This is a genomic window from Streptomyces javensis (assembly GCF_039525925.1).
GTDB lineage: Bacteria > Actinomycetota > Actinomycetes > Streptomycetales > Streptomycetaceae > Streptomyces > Streptomyces asiaticus.
Window position 1 is genome coordinate 155,809 of the sequence record NZ_BAAAIF010000009.1, and the last position, 21,360, is coordinate 177,168.

17 protein-coding genes, 1 tRNA gene and 1 pseudogene are annotated in these 21,360 nt (G+C 72.0%); 6 read left to right on the forward strand and 13 right to left on the reverse strand.

Annotated elements, in window-relative coordinates; all coding sequences use genetic code 11:
• Positions 1-336 precede the first annotated feature (336 nt).
• The 7 genes from pheA to ABD329_RS11630 form a co-directional block, all read right to left on the reverse strand.
• Complete coding sequence (gene pheA, locus ABD329_RS11600) at positions 337-1,272, reverse strand: prephenate dehydratase (RefSeq protein WP_198275979.1); 936 nt, start codon at positions 1,270-1,272, stop codon at positions 337-339.
• A 153-nt stretch (positions 1,273-1,425) separates the two neighbouring features.
• Positions 1,426-2,667 carry an iron uptake transporter deferrochelatase/peroxidase subunit gene (efeB, locus tag ABD329_RS11605; RefSeq protein ID WP_198275980.1) on the reverse strand — a complete coding sequence of 414 codons (1,242 nt, stop codon included), beginning with the start codon at positions 2,665-2,667 and terminating at the stop codon, positions 1,426-1,428.
• Entirely contained in the window at positions 2,664-4,805 is a 2,142-nt protein-coding gene (locus tag ABD329_RS11610; RefSeq protein ID WP_198275981.1) for a copper resistance CopC/CopD family protein, read from the reverse strand. The genes efeB and ABD329_RS11610 overlap by 4 nt, the downstream gene beginning before the upstream one ends.
• A 6-nt stretch (positions 4,806-4,811) precedes the next feature.
• Positions 4,812-5,312, reverse strand: a complete 501-nt coding sequence (locus tag ABD329_RS11615) for a copper chaperone PCu(A)C (protein WP_198275982.1) — start codon at positions 5,310-5,312, stop codon at positions 4,812-4,814.
• Positions 5,312-5,971: an SCO family protein gene (locus tag ABD329_RS11620; protein ID WP_198275983.1), complete on the reverse strand. Its 660-nt coding sequence runs from the start codon at positions 5,969-5,971 to the stop codon at positions 5,312-5,314. The genes ABD329_RS11615 and ABD329_RS11620 overlap by 1 nt, the downstream gene beginning before the upstream one ends.
• Before the next feature lie 144 nt (positions 5,972-6,115).
• On the reverse strand, positions 6,116-6,856 hold the full coding sequence (locus ABD329_RS11625; protein WP_198275987.1) for a YcnI family copper-binding membrane protein: 741 nt from the start codon (positions 6,854-6,856) through the stop codon (positions 6,116-6,118).
• Positions 6,857-6,961: 105 nt separating this feature from the next.
• The gene (locus ABD329_RS11630; protein WP_198275984.1) at positions 6,962-7,780 is read right to left on the reverse strand and encodes a hypothetical protein; all 819 of its coding nucleotides are present in this window, start codon (positions 7,778-7,780) and stop codon (positions 6,962-6,964) included.
• A 201-nt stretch (positions 7,781-7,981) separates the two neighbouring features.
• On the opposite strand from ABD329_RS11630, the gene ABD329_RS11635 reads away from it, so the two are divergent.
• Positions 7,982-8,485 (forward strand): ATP-binding protein, encoded by a 504-nt coding sequence (locus ABD329_RS11635; protein ID WP_121824507.1) that lies wholly within the window; start codon positions 7,982-7,984, stop codon positions 8,483-8,485.
• A 40-nt stretch (positions 8,486-8,525) separates the two neighbouring features.
• Here the strand turns inward: ABD329_RS11635 and pdxR are convergent, their stop codons facing one another.
• On the reverse strand, positions 8,526-10,019 hold the full coding sequence (gene pdxR, locus ABD329_RS11640; RefSeq protein WP_344316309.1) for a MocR-like pyridoxine biosynthesis transcription factor PdxR: 1,494 nt from the start codon (positions 10,017-10,019) through the stop codon (positions 8,526-8,528).
• 47 nt (positions 10,020-10,066) lie between these two features.
• Between pdxR and ABD329_RS11645 the strand changes: the two genes are divergently transcribed.
• Positions 10,067-10,663 (forward strand): carboxymuconolactone decarboxylase family protein, encoded by a 597-nt coding sequence (locus tag ABD329_RS11645; protein ID WP_198281772.1) that lies wholly within the window; start codon positions 10,067-10,069, stop codon positions 10,661-10,663.
• 77 nt (positions 10,664-10,740) lie between these two features.
• Here the strand turns inward: ABD329_RS11645 and ABD329_RS11650 are convergent, their stop codons facing one another.
• On the reverse strand, positions 10,741-12,237 hold the full coding sequence (locus ABD329_RS11650) for an aminopeptidase P family protein (RefSeq protein WP_198281773.1): 1,497 nt from the start codon (positions 12,235-12,237) through the stop codon (positions 10,741-10,743).
• 233 nt (positions 12,238-12,470) lie between these two features.
• The gene (locus tag ABD329_RS11655; protein WP_344316310.1) at positions 12,471-14,156 is read right to left on the reverse strand and encodes a GAF domain-containing SpoIIE family protein phosphatase; all 1,686 of its coding nucleotides are present in this window, start codon (positions 14,154-14,156) and stop codon (positions 12,471-12,473) included.
• 580 nt (positions 14,157-14,736) lie between these two features.
• Here ABD329_RS11655 and ABD329_RS11660 point away from each other — a divergent pair.
• Positions 14,737-15,411, forward strand: a complete 675-nt coding sequence (locus ABD329_RS11660) for a bifunctional DNA primase/polymerase (protein ID WP_198281145.1) — start codon at positions 14,737-14,739, stop codon at positions 15,409-15,411.
• 456 nt (positions 15,412-15,867) lie between these two features.
• On the opposite strand, the gene ABD329_RS11665 is transcribed toward ABD329_RS11660, so the two are convergent.
• The 3 genes and pseudogenes from ABD329_RS11665 to ABD329_RS11675 all read right to left on the reverse strand — a co-directional run bounded on the left by ABD329_RS11665 (position 15,868) and on the right by ABD329_RS11675 (position 18,707).
• On the reverse strand, positions 15,868-16,836 hold the full coding sequence (locus ABD329_RS11665) for a DUF5926 family protein (protein ID WP_138914859.1): 969 nt from the start codon (positions 16,834-16,836) through the stop codon (positions 15,868-15,870).
• 417 nt (positions 16,837-17,253) lie between these two features.
• Positions 17,254-17,820, reverse strand: a pseudogene (locus ABD329_RS11670) (ATP-binding protein); the annotation flags it as partial.
• A gap of 53 nt (positions 17,821-17,873) precedes the next feature.
• A complete protein-coding gene (locus ABD329_RS11675; protein ID WP_198281146.1) occupies positions 17,874-18,707 on the reverse strand; it encodes a glycerophosphodiester phosphodiesterase in 834 nt (277 codons plus the stop codon).
• Positions 18,708-18,938: 231 nt separating this feature from the next.
• Here ABD329_RS11675 and ABD329_RS11680 point away from each other — a divergent pair, with 231 nt between their 5' ends.
• From ABD329_RS11680 to ABD329_RS11690, 3 genes are all read left to right on the forward strand, one after another.
• On the forward strand, positions 18,939-20,558 hold the full coding sequence (locus ABD329_RS11680; protein WP_344316311.1) for a S1C family serine protease: 1,620 nt from the start codon (positions 18,939-18,941) through the stop codon (positions 20,556-20,558).
• 39 nt (positions 20,559-20,597) lie between these two features.
• Positions 20,598-20,684, forward strand: a tRNA-Ser gene (locus ABD329_RS11685).
• Positions 20,685-20,962: 278 nt separating this feature from the next.
• The gene (locus tag ABD329_RS11690; RefSeq protein WP_198279913.1) at positions 20,963-21,358 is read left to right on the forward strand and encodes a hypothetical protein; all 396 of its coding nucleotides are present in this window, start codon (positions 20,963-20,965) and stop codon (positions 21,356-21,358) included.
• The last annotated feature ends 2 nt before the right edge of the window (positions 21,359-21,360 follow it).

Below are 21,360 nucleotides of genomic sequence, written 5' to 3' on the forward strand. Positions count from 1 at the left end.
GAGGTTGGTTGTCCACAGGCGTGGGGGGAATCCCCGAAGTTATCCACAGGCTGTGTGTGAGATCTGTGGATGTCGCAGTGATCGTTAAGGCCGCCCAGATGCTCGGCGATGGATTCCGCTATCAAACCGCGTTCACACACTCCACAAGAGAGGAATCCCTCACTCCAAAGAGCTGGTTGAGCGAATTGGGGTGACAAGTGCGGGATGTCGAGTGATGGCGGTCAATGCGCAGAGTGTCCCGATACGTCCGCTGTGCCGGATTGGTGATGTCGACTTATCCCCAGCGTGGACCATCAGCCTGTGGATAACTTTTCCGCAGCGATTCTGTTGACGGTCTCAGGCCCGGCCGTCCTGGCAGCGGGCCAGCCACTCCGCCGCCTCCGTGAACGCCTCATCCGACGTCCCGTGCCGCAGCGGTGCCATGTCCTCGGCCGTCACACCCGCCCGGGGGTACGAGCCCAGGAACCGCACCTTCGGGCAGATCCGCTTCAGCCCCATCAGGGCCGAGCCCACCCGCCGGTCGGTGATGTGCCCCTCACAGTCCACCGAGAAGCAGTAGCGGCCGATGCCCTCGCCGGTCGGGCGCGACTCGATCCGCATCATGTTGACCCCGCGCGCGGAGAACTCCTGGAGCAGCTCCAGCAGCGCGCCCGGGTGATCGTCACCGAGCCAGATCACCACGGAGGTCTTGTCCGCGCCCGTCCGGGCGGCGGGCCGGGCGGGGCGTCCGGCCAGCACAAAGCGGGTCATCGCGTTCTGCGCGTCATGGATGTCGGTGACCAGCGGCTCCAGACCGTACCTGGACGCCGCGAACTCGCCCGCGAACGCCGCGTCGTACCGCCCCTCCTGCACCAGCCGCGCACCGTCCGCGTTCGAGGCGGCCGACTCCCACACGGCGTCCGGGAGGTTCGCCGCCAGCCAGTTGCGCACTTGGGGCTGGGCCACCGGATGCCCGGTCACCGTCTTGATGTCCGTGAGCGCGGTGCCCGGCCGCACCAGCAGCGCGAAGCTGATCGACAGCAGCACCTCGCGGTAGATCATCAGCGGTTCGCCGGTGGCGAGCTCGTCGAGGGTCGCGGTGACCCCGCCCTCGACCGAGTTCTCGATGGGCACCAGGGCGGCCGCCGCGGCTCCGGAGCGCACCGCGTCGAGCGCCACCGGCACGGAGACCATCGGCACCAGCTCCCGGGTGGCGGCCTCCGGCATGGACCGCAGCGCGGCCTCGGTGAAGGTGCCCTCGGGGCCGAGGTAGGCATAGCGGCTGGCCGACATCACGGTCGCTCCCTGTGATCAGACGAGACCGCCACGATACCCGCGTCGGCACGGACCGCCGACCCGCATGGTGGACACCCGGATGGACGCTCGGATGGACACCCCGGTGGACGCCCCTTGGACGCGAGGCCCCGAGGCGGCTCGTCCCCTTTCCTATGCCTCCAAGAGTGCCTGACCCACGTACTCCCCCGGGGCGCAGCCCGGAGGCACCGCGAACAGCGCGCTGGCCTCGTGCCGCAGGAACCGCGACAGATCGTCGCCCAGGTCCAGCTTCCGCTGCACCGGCACGAACCCCTTCATCGGATCCGCCTGCCAGGCGATGAAAAGCAGCCCGGCGTCCGGTGCCCCGTCGTCGCGGAAGCCGTCGTGGTACGAGAAGGGCCTGCGCAGCATCGCGGCGCCCTGGTTGGACGCGGGCGCCGCGACCCGTACGTGGGCGGCGCCCGCGATGGCCAGCGCACCGTTCCCGTCGACCTTGTCGAGCCGAACCGGGGTCGTCTCGGTGCCGCCGGACAGCGGGGCGCCGTCGGACTTGCGGCGGCCGACCACCTTCTCCTGCCGCGCCAGGGAGAGGTGGTCCCAGGAGTCCAGCAGCATCCGGACGCGCCGGACGACCGCGTAGGAGCCACCCGCCATCCACGCCGGCTCGCCCTTCTCCGGTACGAAGATCCGCCGCTCGAAGTCGTCGTCGGTCGGCTTGGGGTTGTTGGTGCCGTCGATCTGGCCCATGAGGTTGCGGGTGGTCATGGGATGGCCGGTGGCGCCGGGGGACCGGTTGAAGCCGCTCATCTGCCAGCGCAGCCGGGCCGTGTCCGCGGCCTCGCGCTGTAGGGCGCGCAGCGCGTGGAAGGCGACCAGCGCGTCATTGGCGGCGATCTGGATCCACAGATCGCCGTTGCTGCGCTTGGGGTCGAGTGCGTCGGAGACGAAGTCGGGAAGCGGGGCGAGTGCCTCCGGCAGCTTGTCCTCGACTCCCGCCTTGCCGAAGAAGGTCCGGCCGAAGCCGAAGGTGACCGTAAGGGAGGAGGGACCGGCGTCGAGCGCGATCCCGGTGTCGTCCGGTGGGGCCTCCCCCGCCATCAGCTCCTTCGCCGTCCGCGACCAGCGGCGCAGCAGTGCGGCGGCCGCCTTACGGTTCGCACCGGGCGCCAGGTCGAAGGCGAGGAGATGGCCGTGGGCCTGGAGGGGGGTGGTGATGCCCGGCTGGCGCCTGCCGTGGAAGGGCACGGCGGTCGCGCCCAGCGAGCTGAGGGGTACGGGTGCCTCCCGCGTCGCCTCGGACGCGTAGGCCCCGGCGGCTCCGCCGGCGACCAGTCCGGCCGCTCCGGCGGCGCCCGCCGAGCCCAGCAGACGCCGCCGGGAGATGCCGGACGAGGGTGGTTGCTCTGTGGTCATTGAGCGACTTTCACGTTCCTGGTCTCCGTCACCTGGTCGATGTCGGAGGTACGTACGGTAAGGGAGAGCTGCCAGGTGCCCGCCATGGGGAGCTGGACGGTCTTGGCGCTCCAGTGCCCGGTCGAGAGACGCTCGAGCGGGATGCGCAGCGGCCCGATCCCCTTGCCCTTGAGCGTCAGCGACAGCTTGACCTCGGGCACGTCCACGGGGCGGTCGGCCAGGTCGGTGGTGAAGACGTGCAGCGCGTTGTCACCGGGCAGGGCGGGTTCGATCATCACCACGGCCTTGCCGCGGCCGCTCTTGGGGCCCGTGTTGTAGGGGATCAGCACGCTCACCGGGTCGACGTTCAGCTGGTCGGCGGGCTTTGTGGTGGCCGCGCCGGCCTGCTCGGTTTCGGCCCGGCCGGGCTGGGTGCCGCTGAGCACGGTGGCCACCGCGAGCAGCACGACGGCCACGATGGTCTCGGCGAGCACCGACCGGCGCAGCCCGCTGCGCTCGCGGTCGGCGTCGCGCTCCCGCAGGGTGGCGGTCTTGTCCTTGGCGGCCCGCTGACGGGCGAGCTGGGCGGTGCGTACGGGATCGCCGTCGGCGGCGCCGGTACCGGGGCCGCCGCCCGACTCGGTTTCAGCGTCGGCAGGGGTGTCGGCAGGGGCGTCGACGGCCGCGTCGGCCGCACCGGTGTGGACCGGCCGCGCGGCCTTCACCGCCGCCTTGGCCCCGGCCTTGGTCTCCTCGGCCGTGGCCGCGACATCGGCCTCGGCACCGCTCTCCGCCTCGGCACCGCTCTCCGCCTCGGCCTCCGCGTCCGTCACGGCCTCCGCCTCATCCGCCTCGGCCCCAGCCGCCCCCGTGGCATCCGTAAGGCGCCCGGTCCAGCGGCGCGAGATGGCGGCGATGCCCACGAGCACCGCCACCAGACCCACCTTGACCAGCAGCCATCGCCCGTACTCGGTGTCGGTCAGCGCGCCCCAGGAGCCCACCTGCCGCCACGACTGGTACAGCCCGGTGACCACCAGGGCGACGACCGAGCCGAAGGCCAGCCGCGAGAAGCGGCGCACGGCCGCCCGCTCGATCGGCTCGCCCGCCCGGAGCGTCACCGCGAGCGAGGCCAGACCGCCCAGCCATACCCCGACCGCGATCAGATGGATCACGTCCACCGGCATGGCCAGCTGCCGTTGCAGGCCCACCGAGGCGTGCTCGGCCATCGCCCAGGTCGCGGCGAGCCCCACGGCCATCACGGTGCCGCCGAAGCCGAGCCCGAAGGCGAGGTCCTGGCGGCGCCGCGCGTCCGCCTCCCCCTCCCCGGTGCGCCGGGTGTACGAGCCGAAGAGGACGGCCAGGAAGACCGCCGCCGCGCCGAGCAGCAGCAGCCGGGACAGCAGCGCCGCGCCCGGCTTGGTGGACAGCACATCGCCCAGCCTGCCGAGGTCGAGGATGCCGCCGATCCCCTCGCCGTCGGTGTACGGCCCGCGCAGCAGCAACAGCAGCAGGCTGGCCGTGAAGACCGTCACCCAGCCGCCCACGGCGATCTTCCGCACCGGGCGCGAGGACCGGCAGAGCCCGGCGAACACACAGCCGCCCACGAGCGCCGCGAAACCGCCGTAGGCGGCGTACCGGCCGATCCCGTAGAGCGTGCTGACGGTGGAGTCGGACGCCTCGCCCGTGGGCACCTTCGCCTTGGTCTTGGACGGGGCGCCGATGGAGAAGGTGAACGCGCCGCTCACCGGGTGGCTGTCCTCGGAGACCGCCTTCCACGCCACCGTGTAGGTGCCGTCCGGCAGTCCGGAGTGCAGCCCGGCGGCGGCGGTCGACGACTTGCCGTCGACATGGGCGGTCTTGCCGGTGTCCACGCGCTTGCCCTTGGGGTCGAGCACGCGCACCGAGTCGCCGGAGAGCAGCACGCCCTCCGAGAAGTTCAGCGTGACCTCCCTGGGGGCGGTCTTCACCACCGAGCCGTCGGCGGGGTCGGTCGAGGTGAGCGCGGCATGCGCGGACGCGGAGTTCGCGCCCGCGGTCAGCGCGCACAGCAGCGCCGCGAGCAGGGTGCCGCAGATCGCCATCAGCCGCCGGGCGGTCGCGGTGGTCCGGGTGGGAGTCGCGGTGGGCCCGGCGGGGGCCAGGGAGGTCAGCGAGGGCATCGGGCGTCAGTCCTTGGGGCGGTACGTCGTCGGCTCGACCGGGACTTGGATCTCGATGGGGTCGGAGGTGGCGAAGTGAAGGGTGAAACTGACCCTCTCACCGACCTTCGGCCGGTGGGTGAGGTTTGTCAGCATCAGATGATCTCCGCCGCTGGTCAGCTCGAGCCGGCCGTCGGCCGGGACATCGAGCGAGCTCACCTGCTTCATCCGGTTGCCCTTGGTGGTGTGCAGGGTGACCTCGGAGGCGAGCGGGGTGGTGACGGACGTGAGCTCGTCGGCGCCGCCACCGGCGTTCCGTACGGCCAGGTAGCCCGCCGCCATGTCGTCCATGGGCGGCCGCGAGACATAGGCGCCGCTGACGGACAGCTTCGGGGCGCCCTTGTGACCCGCGTGGTCACCGCTCCTCCCGCCGCCGCTGTCCTCGCTCCCGCAGGCGGCGAGCGCGGTGGACAGACCGACGGTGAGGACCACGGCGGCCGCCTTACGGATGCCGGGGCCCGCCGCCATCACGGGTTCCGCCCCTCGATGATCTTCGGCAGATCCTTGGCGTAACGGTCCGCCGTGGCCTCCGTCGTGTAGATCCAGTGACCCTTGTCGTCCTTGGGCGAGAAGCCGATCACCTCGGCGCCATGGCTGACGGTGATGCTGCCGTCCTTCTCCTTCTTCGGCTTCTCGATGAAGATGCCCAGCGGCCGCGCGGCGGCCTCGATGGTGTTGAAGTCGCCGGTAAGGCCGACGAAGTCGGTGCCGCCCTGGGCGTCCAGCCAGGAGCGCATCCGCTTGGGGGTGTCACGGGCGGGGTCGGTGCTGACGAAGACGACCCGCAGCTTCTCCCGCTCGGCCTTGGGGAGCTTCTTCACCGCGATGCCGACGTTGCTCATGGTCAGCGGGCAGACGTCGGGGCAGTGGGTGTAGCCGAAGAAGAGCAGGGTGGGCCGGCCCTTGGTCTCCTTCAGCAGGTCGTACTTCTTGCCGTCGGTGCCGGTGAGGACGAGGTCGGGCTTGGCCTTCGCCCGGTCGAGGACGATGGCCTGCCCCGACCTCTGGCCGCCCTTGACCTCGGCGGCGGCGTTGTCGCCCTTGCCCCCGTCGTCCGAGCCGCCGCAGGCGCTGAGGGTGAGCGCGGCGGTGGCGACGAGCGCGGTGGCCAGGATTTTGGTGCGCATGGAGCTGTTCTCCAAAGAGGGGGGGTGGATCGGTGGCGCGCGGGGGCGGCGGGCGCGAGGGCCCGCCGCCCCCGCCGGGATCACACGGCCGGTTCAGGAGCCGTGGTCACCGGCGGTACACGCATGCGGTGGAGGGGCAGGCGGTCAGGCGGAGCGGCGGCGGCTGGCGACCACGCCGAAGACGGCACCGGCGGCGCCGATGACGATGCCCGCGATGCCCAGCACCCGGGCGGTGGTGTCGCTGCCGCCCTCGTCGTCCGAGGTGTCCTTGGAGGCGGAATTCTCCGCTCCGGCCTTCTCGGAGTCCTTGTCCTGGCCCGACGCCGCGGCGGCGCCATCGGCGTCCGAGCCCTCGGCCGGGGCGACCAGCTTGAGCACCGGAGCCGGGTTCTCGGGCTCGGCGGCGCCCTCCTTGGGCTCCTCGATCCAGCGCACGACCTCCTTGTTGTCGTACGTCTGGAGGGCCTTGAAGGCGAGCTGGTCGGCGTCGTCGGGCAGCTGGCCGACCGAGAGCGGGAACTGCTGGAACATCCCCGGCTCGATCTTGCCGCCGGTCCAGGTGACCTTGGTGACCGCCTCGCTGATCTTCTCGCCGTGCATCTCCATGGGCTTGGCGAGCTTGGACTTGGTGACCTTGACGTCCCAGCCGGGCACCGGCTGGGGCATCACCGAGGCGAGCGGGTGGTCGGCCGGGAGGGTCACCTCGAGCTTGACGGTGGAGGAGTCGTCGCGCTCGTTGGGCACCTTGAAGTTGATGGTGCTGTAGCCGCCCTTCTCGGCCTGACCGGGCTGCACGCTCACGTGCGCGAAGGCCGGGCCCGCGGTGAGCAGCACCAAGCCGCCCGCGGTGAGGGCTCCGAGGACCGGCAGACGGCGAAGACGCATGGCGTTCATGTCAACACTCCAGGAACAGGAATGATCAGATGGGTGGGTGCGCGTACGGCGACGTCACGGCCGCCCTCCGGTCCCGCTGGAGGAGCGTCGCTTCGGTCAGGCCGCGAGGTCGCAGACCGGCGGTCCCCGCCTGATCACGCTGTGCTGGAGGACGAGGGCGGTCGTCCCGCCCTCGTCCCGCTCGGCCGTGCGCGGACGGCACGGCCCGCCGTAAGGCGCCTGCGAGGGGGCCAGGAGCACCCGTACGAGCCTCAGGGCGGCGCGCAGCGCCCGTACGAGCGCGGCCTCCGCGACCCCTCGGGCCCCGTTCACCGACAGCCGCACCGCCCGCCATACGGCCATCTCGCCCCGGCGCAGCAGCCAGCCGATGGCCAGCGCGGCGAGCAGATGGCCCAGGGTCATGGGCAGCGAAGGCAGCAGGCTCTCCATCCCGGCCGCCTGCCCCGCGGGGGCGGTGGACGCCGACATGACGTGCGGGCCGCCGTGCGCGGCGGACGGGTCGATGCCCGCGTGGGTGACGATCCGATGGGCCGTCGCGGCGTCGAGCCGTCCGGGGCCCGACGCGCACAGCAGCTTCGCGGCCAGGCCGATCACATGGCCCTGGGCGGCGTCGGCCCGATGGGCGGCCTCCTCGGCCGCCGCGGCCCGGTCCTGCCCGAGCGCGAAGAGCGCGTGCAGCGCCAGCTGCCCGACGGCCAGCACGGCCGCGATCCCGGGCAGCGACCGCTCCCGCCCGGCCAGGGACAGCGCCACCGTGAACATCGCCGCACAGCCCACGCCCAGCGTCCAGAGCGGCACGGTGGCGCAGGAGCCCAGCACGTGCCCCGTCGCGGACAGCACGACGCAGACCGCGGTGAACACCGCGGCCCGCAGCATTCGCAGATCGGCGCCGGCACGGGCGACAGGGGAAGCCATGGCCGCGCCATCATCCCACTGGGCGGACGCGTTACCTACGGCGGGTGGGGCGTACCGGCGCACACCGGGACAGGCCCATACACCGGTTCGCGCATCGAGCGCGTCCGCTGAATGAGCGGAGTCACGTCAATAACACGCTTACGGACCATGGACCCAGGCAATACGTAACGGTATGTCGAGCCGCGGCCGGGAGGCTGGAGCATGAGCATCTGGTGGTCACTCCATTTGCCCCGCGAGGCGGCGAGCGTTCCGCTCGCACGACGACTGCTCCTCGGCACCATGGAGACGGCCGGAGTGGATCCGGAGATCTCCTACGATCTGTCGGTCGCCCTCTCCGAGGCGTGTGCGAACGCGGTGGAGCACGGGGGTCGCGACGGCACGGGCGGGGATTATCGAGTCACGGCCTACATCGACGGCGACACCTGCCGTATCGAGGTCACCGACTCCGGTCCCGGCTTCGCCGGACGCGGCACCGTCCGCCGCGAGGCCCGCACCCGGAACGAGCGGCGTCCGGCGGGCGCGCCGAGGCCACAGCAGCCGCGCAGTCCGGCCCCGCCACAGGCGGAGCACGGACGGGGGCTCTTTCTCATCGAGGCCCTCACCGACCATGTCCGCTACCGCGACCGGCCGGGTCGCGGCGGGGTGGTGGTGAGCTTCGACAAGATTCTCAAGTGGCGTGAAGGAGCGCTGCTGAGGGCGTCATAACCGCCCCGAGGCCAGGGAAGTCCGTTCGGGCGGCTCAACGTCAGGTGGCCGCCCCGGCCTCAGAGGCCGTCCGTTCGGGCGGCAGGGCGCGGCACAGCGCGTCCAGCGCCCCCGCGAACGAGTGCTCGGGCGGGGTCGCGTAGCCGACCACGAGCCCGTCGCGATGCGGCGTGGTGGCGTCCGGATGGCGGTAGCCGCCGAGGCCGTCGAGCGCCAGCCCCTGCCAGGCGGCGGCGCGCAGCGCGGACCGCTCGGTGCCGGGCGGCAGCTCCAGCACCGCGTGCAGACCGGCCGCGATCCCCGAGACGCGGATATGGGGCGCGCGTTCGGCGAGGGCGGCGACGAGCTGGTCCCGCCGACGGCGGTACTGCTGGCGCATACGGCGCACATGGCGGTCGTACCCGCCCGATTCGATGAAGTCCGCGAGGGTCAGCTGATCGAGGACGCCGGTCCAGCCCTCGCGCTCCCCCTTGGTGGCCAGCAGGCCGTCGACCAGATGGTCCGGCAGCACCATCCAGCCCAGCCGCAGCGCCGGGGAGAGGCTCTTGCTGACCGAGCCGAGGTAGAGCACCCGGTCGGGGTCGAGGCCCTGGACGGCGCCCACCGGACCACGGTCGTAGCGGAACTCCCCGTCGTAGTCGTCCTCCAGCACCAGACCGCCCCTCTCCCGCGCCCAGGCGACCGCCGCGGCCCGCCGCTCGGGGTGCAGCGGACCGCCGGTGGGGAACTGGTGGGCGGGGGTGAGCAGGGCCGCACGTACGCCGTCGAGGTCGGCCAGTGCGTCCGTAAGGGCGCCATCGGCGTCCAGGGGCAGCGGGACCGTACGGATCCCGGCGGATCGCAGCAGCGAGCGGTGGAAGGCCAGGCCGTAGGACTCGACGGCGATCCGGGGCCGCAGCAGCCGGGTGTCGCTCAGCAGCCGCACCGCGTGCGCGAAGCCCGCGCAGACGACGATCCGCTCAGGGTCGGTGCGTACGCCGCGGACGCGGGCGAGGTACTCGGCCAGGGCGCGGCGCAGCTCCGGGCGGCCGCGCGGATCGCCGGGGCCGAACGCCTCGTGGGGCGCGGCGGCCAGGGCGCGGCGGGCCGAGGTGAGCCAGGCGGTGCGGGGGAAGGAGGCGGCGTCCGGCTGGCCCTGGAGCAGGTTGTGCACCGGCCGCGGGGCGGGCCGGGGCCCGCGACGGCCGCCCGGAGCTGCGCCGCGCCTTTGCCGACTACCTCGGCCGGGGGCTCGGCGGGGTGGTGGCGGCGGTGCCGGGCGGGGTGCCACCCGGGTGCCGGAGCCCTGGCGGGCGGTGAGCCAGCCCTCGGCGACCAGCTCGGCGTAGGCGTCGGCGACCGTGTTCCGGGCGATGCCCAGGTCGGCGGCGAGGGAACGGTAAGGCGGCAGCCGGGTCTCCGGGGCGAGCCGCCCCTCGCGGATGGCCTCGCGCACCGCGGCCATCAGGGCGGTTCTGCGGCTGCCCGCGCGGGTGAGCTCCAGATGGAGGTCACTGCCGAGGATCTCCGCCGAATTGACCCATGAATCCGCCATGGAAATGCACCCTACAGAGGGTCGCTTAGCGGCCTAATTTCATTCCCATGACGACTTCGACACCGACCCAGACGGCGACGACCCAGACGGCCGCGACGACACAGACGACGACACAGACGACGACACAGACGACGGCACGGACCGCGACGGCTGCCCAGACCGCGACAGCGCCCCAGACCGCGACGGCGTCGCGGCAGACGACCGGGCGGGTCGACTTCGCGAAGGCGGCCCCCAAGGCGTTCAAGGCGCTGATCAGCCTGGACGCGGCCGCCCGCGAGGGCCTGGACCCGGCTCTGGTGGAGCTGGTGCAGATCCGCTCCTCCCAGCTCAACCACTGCGCCTACTGCCTCCATATGCACACCACCGACGCCCATGAGGCGGGCGAGAGCAAGGAGCGCATCGCCCTGGTGGGGGTCTGGGAGGAGGCCGGGGAGGCCGGGTTCTACACCGAGAAGGAGCAGGCCGCCCTGGCGCTCACCGAGGCGGTCACGCTGCTGCCCGGCGGCGTCCCGGACGAGGTCTACGAGCGGGCCGCCCGGCACTTCGAGGAGCGGGAGCTGGCCCAGCTCATCGCACTCATCTTCACGATCAACTCCTGGAACCGGATCGCGGTGACCACCCGCAAGGTGCCGGGGCGGCACTGAGCCCCGTGGGGAGCGGCACCACCGCTCCCCACGGGACCCACACGCTCAGGCGATGAGCCGCCGCCGGACGGCCGTCCTCAGCCGGTGAGGCGGGCCATCCACGCCTCGACAGCATCGGCGGTACGCGGCAGCGCGGCCGACAGCACCCGGTTGCCGTCCTCCGTCACCAGGATGTCGTCCTCGATCCGGACGCCGATGCCCCGGTACTCCTCCGGCACGGTCAGGTCGTCGGGCTGGAAGTACAGCCCCGGCTCGACCGTAAGGCACATACCGGGCTCCAGGGTGCCGTCCACATAGGTCTCGGTGCGGGCCACGGCGCAGTCGTGGACGTCCATGCCGAGCATGTGGCCGGTGCCGTGCAGCGTCCAGCGGCGTTGCAGCCCCAGCTCCAGCACCCGCTCCACCGGGCCCTCGACCAGGCCCCACTCGACGAGCTTGGTGGCGAGGACGTGCTGGGCGGCGTCGTGGAAGTCGCGGTACTTCGCACCCGGCCGGACCGCGGCGATGCCCGCTTCCTGGGCCTCGTAGACCGCCTCGTAGACCTTGCGCTGAAGCGGGCTGTAGGTGCCGTTCACCGGCAGGGTGCGGGTCACGTCGGCGGTGTAGAGGGTGGTGGTCTCCACGCCCGCGTCCAGCAGCAGCAGATCGCCGGAGCGCACCGGGCCGTCGTTGCGCACCCAGTGCAGCGTGGTGGCGTGCGGGCCCGCGGCGGCGATGGTGCCGTAGCCGACGTCGTTGCCCTCGACCCGGGCCCGAAGGAAGAACGTTCCTTCGATATAGCGCTCCGATGTCGCCCGCGCCTTGTCCAGAACCTTGACGACGTCCTCGAAGCCGCGGGTCGTCGAGTCGACCGCCGCCTGGAGCTGCCCGATCTCGAACTCGTCCTTGACCAGGCGCTGCTCGCTGAGGAAGACCCGCAGCTCCTCGTCGCGCTCACCGGTGACCTTGTCGGTCAGGGCGGCCTCAAGACCGGCGTCGTGACCGCGCACGATACGGACCGGGCCGGTGGCGTCCCGGAGCTCGTCGGCCAGCTTGCGGACGTCCCTGGCGGGCAGGCCCAGCCGCTTCTCGGCCTCCGTGAGGCTGAGCCGGCGGCCGACCCACAGCTCGCCCTGGCCGTCCAGCCAGAACTCGCCGTTCTCCCGGTCGGAGCGCGGCAGCAGATACAGCGTCGCGGTGTGGCCGCCGCCCGCCTCGGGCTCCAGCACCAGGACACCGTCCTCGGTCTGGTCGCCGGTGAGGTACGCGTACTCGGTCGACGCGCGGAAGCTGTAGTCCGTGTCGTTGGAGCGCGTGCGGAGATTGCCCGCAGGGATGACCAGGCGGTCGCCGGGGAAGCGCGCGGACAGCGCGGCGCGGCGGCGGGCGGTGTGCGGAGCCTGTGCGAGGGGCTCCAAGTCGTGCTGCTCGGTGTCCGCCCAGCCGGACCGCATGCTCGCGGCGAGCTCGTCGGAAACGCCTGGGTACAGGCCGTTCTTCCGCTGCTTGATGGGCTCCTCGCCTTCCGGGGTCTCCGGGGCTTCGGAAGTGGGCTCCTCGGTCACGTCTTCCTCCTCGAACTGGACCCCTCCCATCGTATGTGCGGGGCCAGACGGCGGGGAGGGCCCGAGGCGCCGGGGGACCACGGCTCCAGTGGGGTCGTGGTTCCGCTCGAGCCGCGGCCGTGAGGAGCACCCGTAAGTGTCTGTAAGGGGCCACGTCCGCAAGGGGGCCATGTCCGTGAGGGGGCCACGTCCGTACGGAGGCCATGTCCGCAAGGAGGCCGTGTCCGTAAGGGGGCCACGCGTCAGCCTGCGCAGGCCACGCCTCAGTCGAAGTGCGCCACGAGCAGGACGAGGTCCTCGGTGCCGTCCTCCGAGGGCCGCCCCGCGGAGGCCGCCGGACCGTCGGGGAGCACCGTACGGAGCACATGGTCGGCGAAGGCGTCCGGGTCGCCGCGGACGCCCTTGGGAGCGCTCGCCGCGGCCGTGTGCAGCCGGGCGAAGGCCCGGTCCATCGGCTCCCCGGTGCGGTGGAGCAGCCCGTCGCTGTAGAAGAGGAGGGTCTCTCCGGAGGACGGTGTGACCTCCACGCTGGGCGCCTCCCAGCACGAGAGCATCCCCAGCGGCGCGGACAGGGTGGTCTCCACGAACTCGGTGCGCCGCTCCCCGGTGAGCAGTGGCGGGCAGTGCCCGGCCCCGGCCAGCACCACCTTGCGCGTCCCGGGCTCGCAGTAGGCGAAGAGGGCGGTCGCGGAGCGGGCGGGCTCGGTGAGCCGTAGCAACAGCTCCAGGTCGGACAGCACGGCGACCGGGTCCTCGCCCTCCATCACCGCGTACGCCCGCAGCGAGGCCCGCAGCCGCCCCATCGCGACCACGGCGCTCGGCCCGGCGCCGGAGACCCCGCCCACCGAGAGCCCGAGCGCCCCGTCGGGCAGCGGCAGCGCGTCGTACCAGTCCCCGCCGCCGCGCGGGCCGGGGTGGTGGCGGACGGCCAGGCGCACCCCGGGGACGCGGGGCAGCCGGGTGGGCAGCAGCTCCTCCTGGACGGTCGCGACGGCGGCGCGGGCACGGGAGAGCTCGATCAGCCGGGCGATGTGGGCGGCGGCGTACTGGCAGTACAGGCCCACGAGATGGCGCTGGCGCTCCGCCGGCTCGGCGGGTTCGTCGTAGAGCCAGGCGGCTGCGCCGAGCCGCCCGGAGGGGCCGTCGGCGCCCATGGCGGCCGTAAGGCCGGACGAAGGCGCGGCGGCCGGTGCGGTATCGCGCCCGTGGTCGGTGCTGGGGACCGGGCGGGGGACGGGCGGGGCGTCGGCGACGCTCGTCGTCCCGGGGACGCTCGTCGGTCCGGAGCCGGGTACGCCCGGGACGCCGGAGGCCGGGTGGTCGCCCGCGTCTGCCGGGGAGCCGGTGCCGGTGCCGGACCCGTCCACGCCGGGGGCGGGCGCCGGGATGGCGGAGAGGCCGGGTGTGGTGCGGGGGGTGGCGCGGAAGGGGTCCAGCGGCACGGCGTAGCTCGCGGAGAAGCCGAGCCGCGCGGCCACCTCGCGATGGCGCGGGTCGAGATCGGCCTCACTGGCGATATCGGGGTGGGCCACATCGGCGCGCCGCTCGCCGCCCGCCTCGGGCAGCCCGTCCAGGAGATGGCCGGCGGAGGCGGAGCCGCGCGGGATGGTCTCGATCTGGCCGAGGTCGGCGTGGCCGAGACCGAGCCCCACGGTGATCACCGGGCCGAGCCCGTCGGCCGGTTCGAGCGCCACCAGTCCGCGCCGGGCGCCGACCAGGGACGCGCCCGCGCGCAGCAGTTCGCGCAGCGCCTCGTCGAGGGAGTCGGTCCGGACCAGCCGCTCGGTGAGCTCATGAAGGGTGGTGAGGTCCGAGACCCAGCCCGCGAGCCGGTCCTGGACACCGGAGTTGGGTGCGGCCAGGGGCGGTGTGACGGGGTCGGCAGTTTGCGTGGGCGAGGGGAGGGAAGGATCGATTCCAGCCACTTTCGGCGCGTGGGGCGCGTTCATGGCCCGCTGCCTTCACCCGCCGGGTCCGGCTCGCTCAATAGCATCGCAAACCCCCTGTCGTGCTGCGCCGCTACTGTGCCGCTACTGTCTCCAGATGTACACGGAGCGCAGATGCGATGTCCAGCATTGTCCCGGTGGTCTTGTTGGTGTCTGGGGGGAATTGAACTTGGCTGAAAAAAAGTCGTTAGGCTGTCCCTTCGAGGTCGACTGACGTCGTTCTACAGCGCGTCGTCTCCACCGCGGCGGGTACACATCGGAGAGGGGCAGGGGCAGTTCGGATCGCCCCGGAACCCCGCGGCCGGTCCAGGCGTCATAGACCACAACGGCCGCGCCCATCCCCGAGTGGCGAGGAAGGCACCAACCGGACGGCAAGCGCCATGCGCGCGCCACCCCTCGCCACGTTCCACGCTCGGCCTGCGGCGTGATGCGCTGCCTTGTACGCGCAGTGACTTGTGATCCACCTGCTGTGACGGGCCGAACGATGCCGGACAGCGCCACGTAAGTCCAAGTGAAGTGCCATCTGAAGTGCGATGTAGTGCGACGGACAGCCCTCGGCGTTAACGGAAAGGAACGAGCGCTCATGCGCGAGATCCTCGGAAGGCGACGCAAGTTCTCGCTGCGGCGCGGCGCGCGGTCGCCGCTGCTGCGCGCGGCGCTCACCTGCGCCACCGAGTGGCAGTGGCCCGTGGTCCCTGGCGTCGGGCTCCGGTCCGGCGGCGGACGGCCGCGCGTATGCGGCTGCCCCGACCCAGAATGTGCGGTTCCGGGTGGACATCCGTTCGACCCTGTTCTCCTCGCCGCCACCACGGACGAGCGCATGGTGCGCTGGTGGTGGGGCAACCGGCCCTCCGCGCCCCTCCTGCTGGCCACCGGCGGTCACGCGCCCTGCGCGGTGAGCCTGCCCGCGGTCGCCGGGGCGCGGGCGCTGGCGGTCTTCGACCGGGCGGGCGTACGGCTCGGCCCGGTGGTCGCCACGCCCACCCGCTGGTCGCTGCTGGTGGAGCCGTACTCCCTCGAAGACCTCGGCGAGCTGCTGAACCAGCAGGACTGGGTGCCCAGCTCGCTGCGGTTCCACGGAGAGGGCGGCTATGTGGTGCTGCCGCCGTCGCAGACCGGTTCCGGGCGGGTGCGCTGGGAGCGGCCGCCGCTGCGCCGCTCCGGGCGGCCCTGGCTGCCCCAGGTGGCCACGGTGGTGAACGCATTGGTCGAGGCCAGCACCAGCGCGCCCGACGGAGGCAGTCGGCTCGCCTACTGAGGCGGGCCCCGGGTGCGGGGGTTCGGGGGCCGCTGAGCGCGGCGGACCGCTGAGCGCGACGCTCGCGGGTGTGTGAGGGCTCGGAGGCCGGGGAGGCGACTTCCTGGGCTCCGAGCCCGTTCTTCTTGCCGTGAGGGCCGGTGCCGCGCACCGTGGGCCCCGGAGCGACTTCCTTACCGGGCCTCCGCCGGGCCCCGGGAGCAATTCCCTTGCCGCCGGTGGCAGTTGGTCCGTACCAGCCCCACCGACCCGCGCCGCCGTCCGGACGCGGACATGGAAGCGCCCGGTCGCTGGCGACGGGGGATGCACCAGCGACCGGGCTTTTAGAACCGTAACAAGAGATCGGCCGATAGCAAATTCGATCGCGGATTTCCGGACGTCGATTTGCAGGGCGTAACAGTGAGTTGTGAGCGGCGTCACGTGCCCCCGCGGCGCCCTCCGGCCGTCCGGGGGACGTCAGCTCAGCGTCACCTGACGGTTGGTGAGACCGCCCCGGGCGCGCCGCTGCTCAGGCGTCAGCGGGGCGTCGGAGGCGAGCGCCTCCGCGAGCCGTTCTGCCAGGTCCACGGCCGGCTTCTCGGTGTCCTCGGCGGTCATCCCGCGTGGCAGATCCCACACCGGCACCGTGAGCCCGTGGGCCCGGAAGGAGCCCACCAGCCGGGTGTTCTCGCCGAGCGAGGAGGCGCCCGCGGCGTGCAGCCGGGCGAGCGCGTCCAGCAGCTTCTCCTCGGAGTGGGCCATCACCCAGCGCAGGTGGTTCTTCTCCGGCGTCTCGCACCAGTAGGCCGCCTCCACGCCGGTGAGCCGGGCGGTGGGGATCGCGGCCGCGTTGGCCCGTTCCAGGGACGCGGCGACCTCTCCGGTCGCGTTCGCGGCGTCCTCGAGCCAGAACTCGAACCCCTCGTGCAGAGTCGGCGAGAAAGTGCCCTTCGGGTCGAGCAGATCCTGAAGCCGCGGACCGTCGCCCGGAGCCCGCTCGGCGGCCACCGGGGTGCCCGGCTCGGCGGTCAGCGCGCGGCGCAGGGTGTCGGCCAGGTCGCGGCTGATGTCGCCGGAGGGCGTGTCGTTCTGGAGGCCGAGCAGCACGGTGCCGTTGTCGCGGCGCAGCGCGGGCCACGCCATGGGCAGCACGGTCGCCAGGGTGACCGACGGAACCCCCTCGGGCAGCCCCTCGGCGAGGGTCAGCTCGACGGTCGCGGCGGGCACCAGCTCGCGCAGGGCCACCCAGTCGCATTCGCCGGGGAGCCCCTCGAAGGGGCGCTGCACCAGCTCGGTGACGGCGTGTGCGGCTTCCCTGCCGTGACAGGCTTTGTAGCGACGGCCCGAGCCGCACGGGCAGGGCTCCCGCGCGCCCACCACAGGGATCTCGCCGTTGGCGACCCGTGGGCCTGTGGCCTTCGTCTGGGGGCGGCGCTTCTTGGCCATGGTGAGGCTGTCTCCCGATCGTGCGGCTCAGGGCTTGCTCGTACGCCCGTGACGGTCTGCGTACGGCCGCGGCGATGCTCTCCTTACGGCGCGTACGACTGGTACGGGCGCGAGCCTAGCCCTTTGGCCGAACCGCGTAGGCTCCCTGAGCCGCGTCGGCTACGCGAGCTCGTCCAGATCGGCGAAGTCCAGCTCGCGATCGAAATCGGGATCGATGTTCGCCTCGATATTCGAGCCGAGACCAGGGCCCAGGTCGGCGTCGAGATCCGAGCCAAGATCCGAGCCGAGATCCGAGCCGAGATCCGAGCCGAGATCCGAGCCGAGATCCGAGCCGAGACCCGAGTCGAGATCCGAGCCGAGACCCGAGTCGAGGCCCGGACGCAGCCCGGAGGCCAGCTCCGCACCCAGGGTGGTGCCCAGCTCCGGGGAGAGATCCGAGGGAATCGTGACGCGGCGGGCGAATTCGTCGTCGGGCGGGAGAAGAGCCCACACGGTGACTTCGCCGATCTCGTCCCGCACGCCCCATTCCTCGGCCAGCGACTTGATGATGTTCAGCCCGCGGCCGCCGCGTGCGGTCACCGACGGTTTGGCCGGAAGTGGCCTTGTGGGTCCGCCGCCATCCGTCACCTCGACCGTCAGCCGGTCGTCCTCGTCGACGGTCCATGCAGCCCTGACCGTGCCGCCACCATGGTCGGAACGCCACGGGCGGCCATGTCGCCATGCGTTGCTGAGCAGTTCTGAAAGGATCAATACAGCGTCGTCTATGACCGAATCCGATACCCCAGTCCTGCCCAAATCGAGACGCATCCGCTGTCTTGCCGCGCGGACGCCCGCAGGACCATGGGGTACGGCCATGGTCGACGACGTCGGCACCTGCCGTGCCACCACCAACGCCACCCCCGAGACCTCCTTAGCCCCACGCCACGGGATGAATGCCCCGCGGTGCTGGAGCGGAAACCGGCCAAGTGGCATCGCGTGACGCACTCGTCACGATCGAATACGTACCGAACGCGCCGGTGTACGCCTTGTAATGCCCACTATGAGCGTCCGAGTTGGGACAGTACCTGTTTGGGGCGATTGGTGATCAGCGCGTCAACGCCAAGGCGGACGCACAATTCGACGTCTTCCGGTTCATCGACGGTCCAGACGTGCACTCGGTGCCCCTCGCGCTGGAGCCGTGCCACATAGCCGGGGTGGTTGCGTACGATCCGGATGCTCGGCCCCGCGATCCGCACCCCGGGCGGCAACTGCCCGTCCCGGTGGCGCGGCAGTATGAACTGCATCAGGTAGACGGTGGGGATGGCGGGGGCCCCGCTGCGGATCCGGTACAGGGAGCGCGCTGAGAAACTCATCACACGGATGGGTGAACGTTCGCCGGGTGGCGGCGCGTCCAGGCCGAAGCGTCGCAGCAGCCCGAGCAGCCGGTCCTCCACCTGGCCCGCCCACCGGGTGGGATGCTTGGTTTCGATCGCCAGTTCGATCCGGCGTCCGGCATCCGCGACGAACCCCAGGAGCCGTTCCAGGGTGAGGACGGAGGTGCTGTCCCGGCTGTCGCGGTCCGGCTCCTCCCTGTCGGTGGCCCGGCCCTTCCAGGAGCCGAAGTCCAGAGTCGCCAGATCGGACAGCTCCAGGGCCGAGACCGCACCCCGGCCGTTGGAGGTGCGGTCGATGCGGCGGTCGTGCACACAGACGAGATGGCCGTCGGCGGTCAGCCGGACATCGCACTCCAGGGCGTCGGCACCATCCTCGATTGCCTTACGGTAGGCGGCCAGGGTGTGCTCCGGGGCGTCTTCGGAGGCCCCGCGGTGAGCGACGACGGAGACGATGTGCGGCCCGGGGCGGCCGTCCCGGGCAGGGCGCGCATAGGTCACCGCGTTATGGTGCCACCGCCCGGTGTGAGCCGGTGGACGCGGCCCCTCCGTTCGTTCGCACGGAATGGCGGTGGGGCGAATTGTCCGGGATAAAGGGTGGTAGTCCGCGGGGCTGTCGCTCCTTACGGCGGTCTGACGCGCTGTGGGAAAAGCTGATGACGGTAAGACGTAACGGTTAAGACGTACACGCAGGCCGTCGAGGAAATCTGTCGTGCACCTGAGGAGAGAGCTGTGAGCACCGAGAACGAGGGCTCTGCCGTTCCGCCCGCGCCCGGGCCGCATCCGGCCCCTCCGGCGCCGCACCCGAACCCGGCGGTGCCGCCCGCGCCGGACTACGAGCCCACCGCGGGCGCCGCACCGGACGGGCCCATAGGCACGCCCGACGCCGCGGGGTCGCCGGGGGCCCCCGGGCCCGCGCCGTCGGCCATGCCCCCCGCCCAGCCCCCGTCGACGCCCCCGCCCGCGCCACCGGCCGCTCCCGCGGCCGTCTCGGCGTCGGCCGGCGCGGGCGACGGGTCCGGCGGCGGAGCGCCCGGCGCCCAGGGCCCCGGTGCGGGCTCCGGCCCGGACGCCGGGCCGGCCGGCGCGTGGTGGTCGGCCGAGGGCGGACAGTCGCACGGCGGCCAGGGCGAAGGACAGGGCGGGCAGGGAGGCCCGGGCGGACCGGGCGGCCCGGGCGGACCGTGGGGGACCGCCCCCGTGCCGCCGTCCTCCGGCCCCTTCGAGCGCAAGCCCCGCGGGCTGGTCGCGGCCGTGCTGGCCGCCGTCCTGGTCGCGGGCGGCATCGGTGGCGGCATCGGCTTCTGGGCCGCCGACCGGGAGAGCGACAGCGGCGACACCACCACCGTCTCCGCCTACGGCAATCCCAAGACGGAGAGCCGCGCGCCCGGCTCGGTCTCCAGCATCGCCAACAAGACGCTGCCCAGCGTCGTCACCATCGAGGCGCAGGGCAACAACGGCGAGAGCGGTACCGGCACCGGCTTCGTCTACGACAAGCAGGGCCACATCCTCACCAACAACCACGTCGTCGCCTCGGCCGCCGACAACGGCAAGCTGACCGCCACCTTCTCCAACGGCAAGCGGTACACCGCCCAGGTCGTCGGCCGCGCCCAGGGCTACGACGTCGCCGTGGTCAAGCTCAAGAACGCCGCGGACGCCAAGCTCGACCCGCTCCCGCTCGGCAACTCCGACCGGGTCGCCGTGGGCGACGCCACCGTCGCCATCGGCGCCCCCTTCGGCCTCTCCGGCACCGTCACCACTGGCATCGTGAGCGCCAAGAACCGCCCGGTCGCCTCCAGCGACGGAGGCGGCGGCAACGCCTCGTACATGAGCGCCCTCCAGACCGATGCCTCCATCAACCCGGGCAACTCCGGCGGCCCGCTGCTCAACGCGGACGGCGGCGTCATCGGCATCAACTCCGCCATCCAGTCCGCCGGCAACGGCAGCGGACTCGGCGAGTCCCAGCAGTCCGGCAGCATCGGCCTCGGCTTCGCGATCCCGATCAACCAGGCCAAGAACGTCGCCGAGCAACTGATCAAGACGGGCCAGCCCGTCTACCCGGTCATCGAGGCCACGGTCAACATGAAGGACTCCACCAGCGGCGCCACCATCGCCTCCAACGGCTCCGGCGGCAGCCCCGCCATCGTCCCCGGCGGCCCGGCCGACAAGGCCGGCCTCAAGTCCGGCGACGTGATCACCAAGCTCGACGACACGGTCATCGACAGCGGCCCCACCCTCATCAGCGAGATCTGGACCCACCAGCCCGGCGACAAGGTCACCCTCACCTACAAGCGCGGCGGCAAGGTGTCCAAGGTGGACGTCACCTTGGGGAAGCGCAAGGGTGACAGCTGACGCGCTAGGCTGATCCCCGCGCCATCACCAACGGCGCGGGGAGGCTTGCCCGAGCGGCCTAAGGGAACGGTCTTGAAAACCGTCGTGGCAGCGATGTCACCGAGGGTTCAAATCCCTCAGCCTCCGCCGAGGTCAGCGAACTAGCTGGTCAGAAGGGGTGCCCCGAGTCGAGGGGCGCCCCTTCTGCGTTGGCGGTGTCTCACTCCGACCGCCCCAATCCCAGCGTTGACCAGCGCGTGTGGACCAGCTGTGGACCAGATTTCGCGGCCTACGGGCCAAAGCCGTTTTCACGAGTCGCCGTCCCGACACGGCAGCCATCTACCAGGCTGTACGTCGTGAATGGAGCTTCTGGAGGCACAGTCCTCGCCTTGATTGGTGTCCTTCTCGGGACCGTGGGAACGCTTGTGGGACAGCACCTGGCGACACGCGTCGAGGAACAACGCGACCAGCGACAACGCGCGGACGCGGAGCGCAGTGAGCGCAAAGAAGCCATCTTGGGGTTCCTGGCTGCTGCGCAACGGGTCGAATTGATACTGGACCGCAGAAAGCTTGGCCTGGCAGCTCCCGAAGACCCTGAAGATGAGAAGCTGCATGACCTGTGGCTCGCAAAGAAGGCTGTCGAGCTGGTCTGCTCACACGAGGCGGCCCAGGCTGCTCATGACTACACCGATGCGCTCCACGTGTGTATGCGCAACACCGTCGTGACTGGGCAGTCGACCAGCAAGCGCGAACGTCGCTACGCCTTCATGGAGGCAGCACGCGACGGGCTGGAGAGCGGCCGACCTCGAATCCGGCGATGACC

Excerpts from the sequence above, each read along its gene's own strand:
- pdxR (WP_344316309.1), bottom strand. The coding sequence starts at position 10,019 with ATGGCGGATTCATGGGTCAATTCGGCGGAGATCCTCGGCAGTGACCTC.
- pheA (WP_198275979.1), bottom strand. The coding sequence starts at position 1,272 with ATGTCGGCCAGCCGCTATGCCTACCTCGGCCCCGAGGGCACCTTCACC.
- ABD329_RS11630 (WP_198275984.1), bottom strand. The coding sequence starts at position 7,780 with ATGGCTTCCCCTGTCGCCCGTGCCGGCGCCGATCTGCGAATGCTGCGG.
- ABD329_RS11625 (WP_198275987.1), bottom strand. The coding sequence starts at position 6,856 with ATGCGTCTTCGCCGTCTGCCGGTCCTCGGAGCCCTCACCGCGGGCGGC.
- ABD329_RS11650 (WP_198281773.1), bottom strand. The coding sequence starts at position 12,237 with ATGGGAGGGGTCCAGTTCGAGGAGGAAGACGTGACCGAGGAGCCCACT.
- ABD329_RS11655 (WP_344316310.1), bottom strand. The coding sequence starts at position 14,156 with ATGAACGCGCCCCACGCGCCGAAAGTGGCTGGAATCGATCCTTCCCTC.
- ABD329_RS11610 (WP_198275981.1), bottom strand. The coding sequence starts at position 4,805 with ATGCCCTCGCTGACCTCCCTGGCCCCCGCCGGGCCCACCGCGACTCCC.
- ABD329_RS11665 (WP_138914859.1), bottom strand. The coding sequence starts at position 16,836 with ATGGCCAAGAAGCGCCGCCCCCAGACGAAGGCCACAGGCCCACGGGTC.
- ABD329_RS11645 (WP_198281772.1), top strand. The coding sequence starts at position 10,067 with ATGACGACTTCGACACCGACCCAGACGGCGACGACCCAGACGGCCGCG.
- ABD329_RS11620 (WP_198275983.1), bottom strand. The coding sequence starts at position 5,971 with ATGCGCACCAAAATCCTGGCCACCGCGCTCGTCGCCACCGCCGCGCTC.
- ABD329_RS11635 (WP_121824507.1), top strand. The coding sequence starts at position 7,982 with ATGAGCATCTGGTGGTCACTCCATTTGCCCCGCGAGGCGGCGAGCGTT.
- ABD329_RS11660 (WP_198281145.1), top strand. The coding sequence starts at position 14,737 with ATGCGCGAGATCCTCGGAAGGCGACGCAAGTTCTCGCTGCGGCGCGGC.
- ABD329_RS11615 (WP_198275982.1), bottom strand. The coding sequence starts at position 5,312 with ATGGCGGCGGGCCCCGGCATCCGTAAGGCGGCCGCCGTGGTCCTCACC.
- efeB (WP_198275980.1), bottom strand. The coding sequence starts at position 2,667 with ATGACCACAGAGCAACCACCCTCGTCCGGCATCTCCCGGCGGCGTCTG.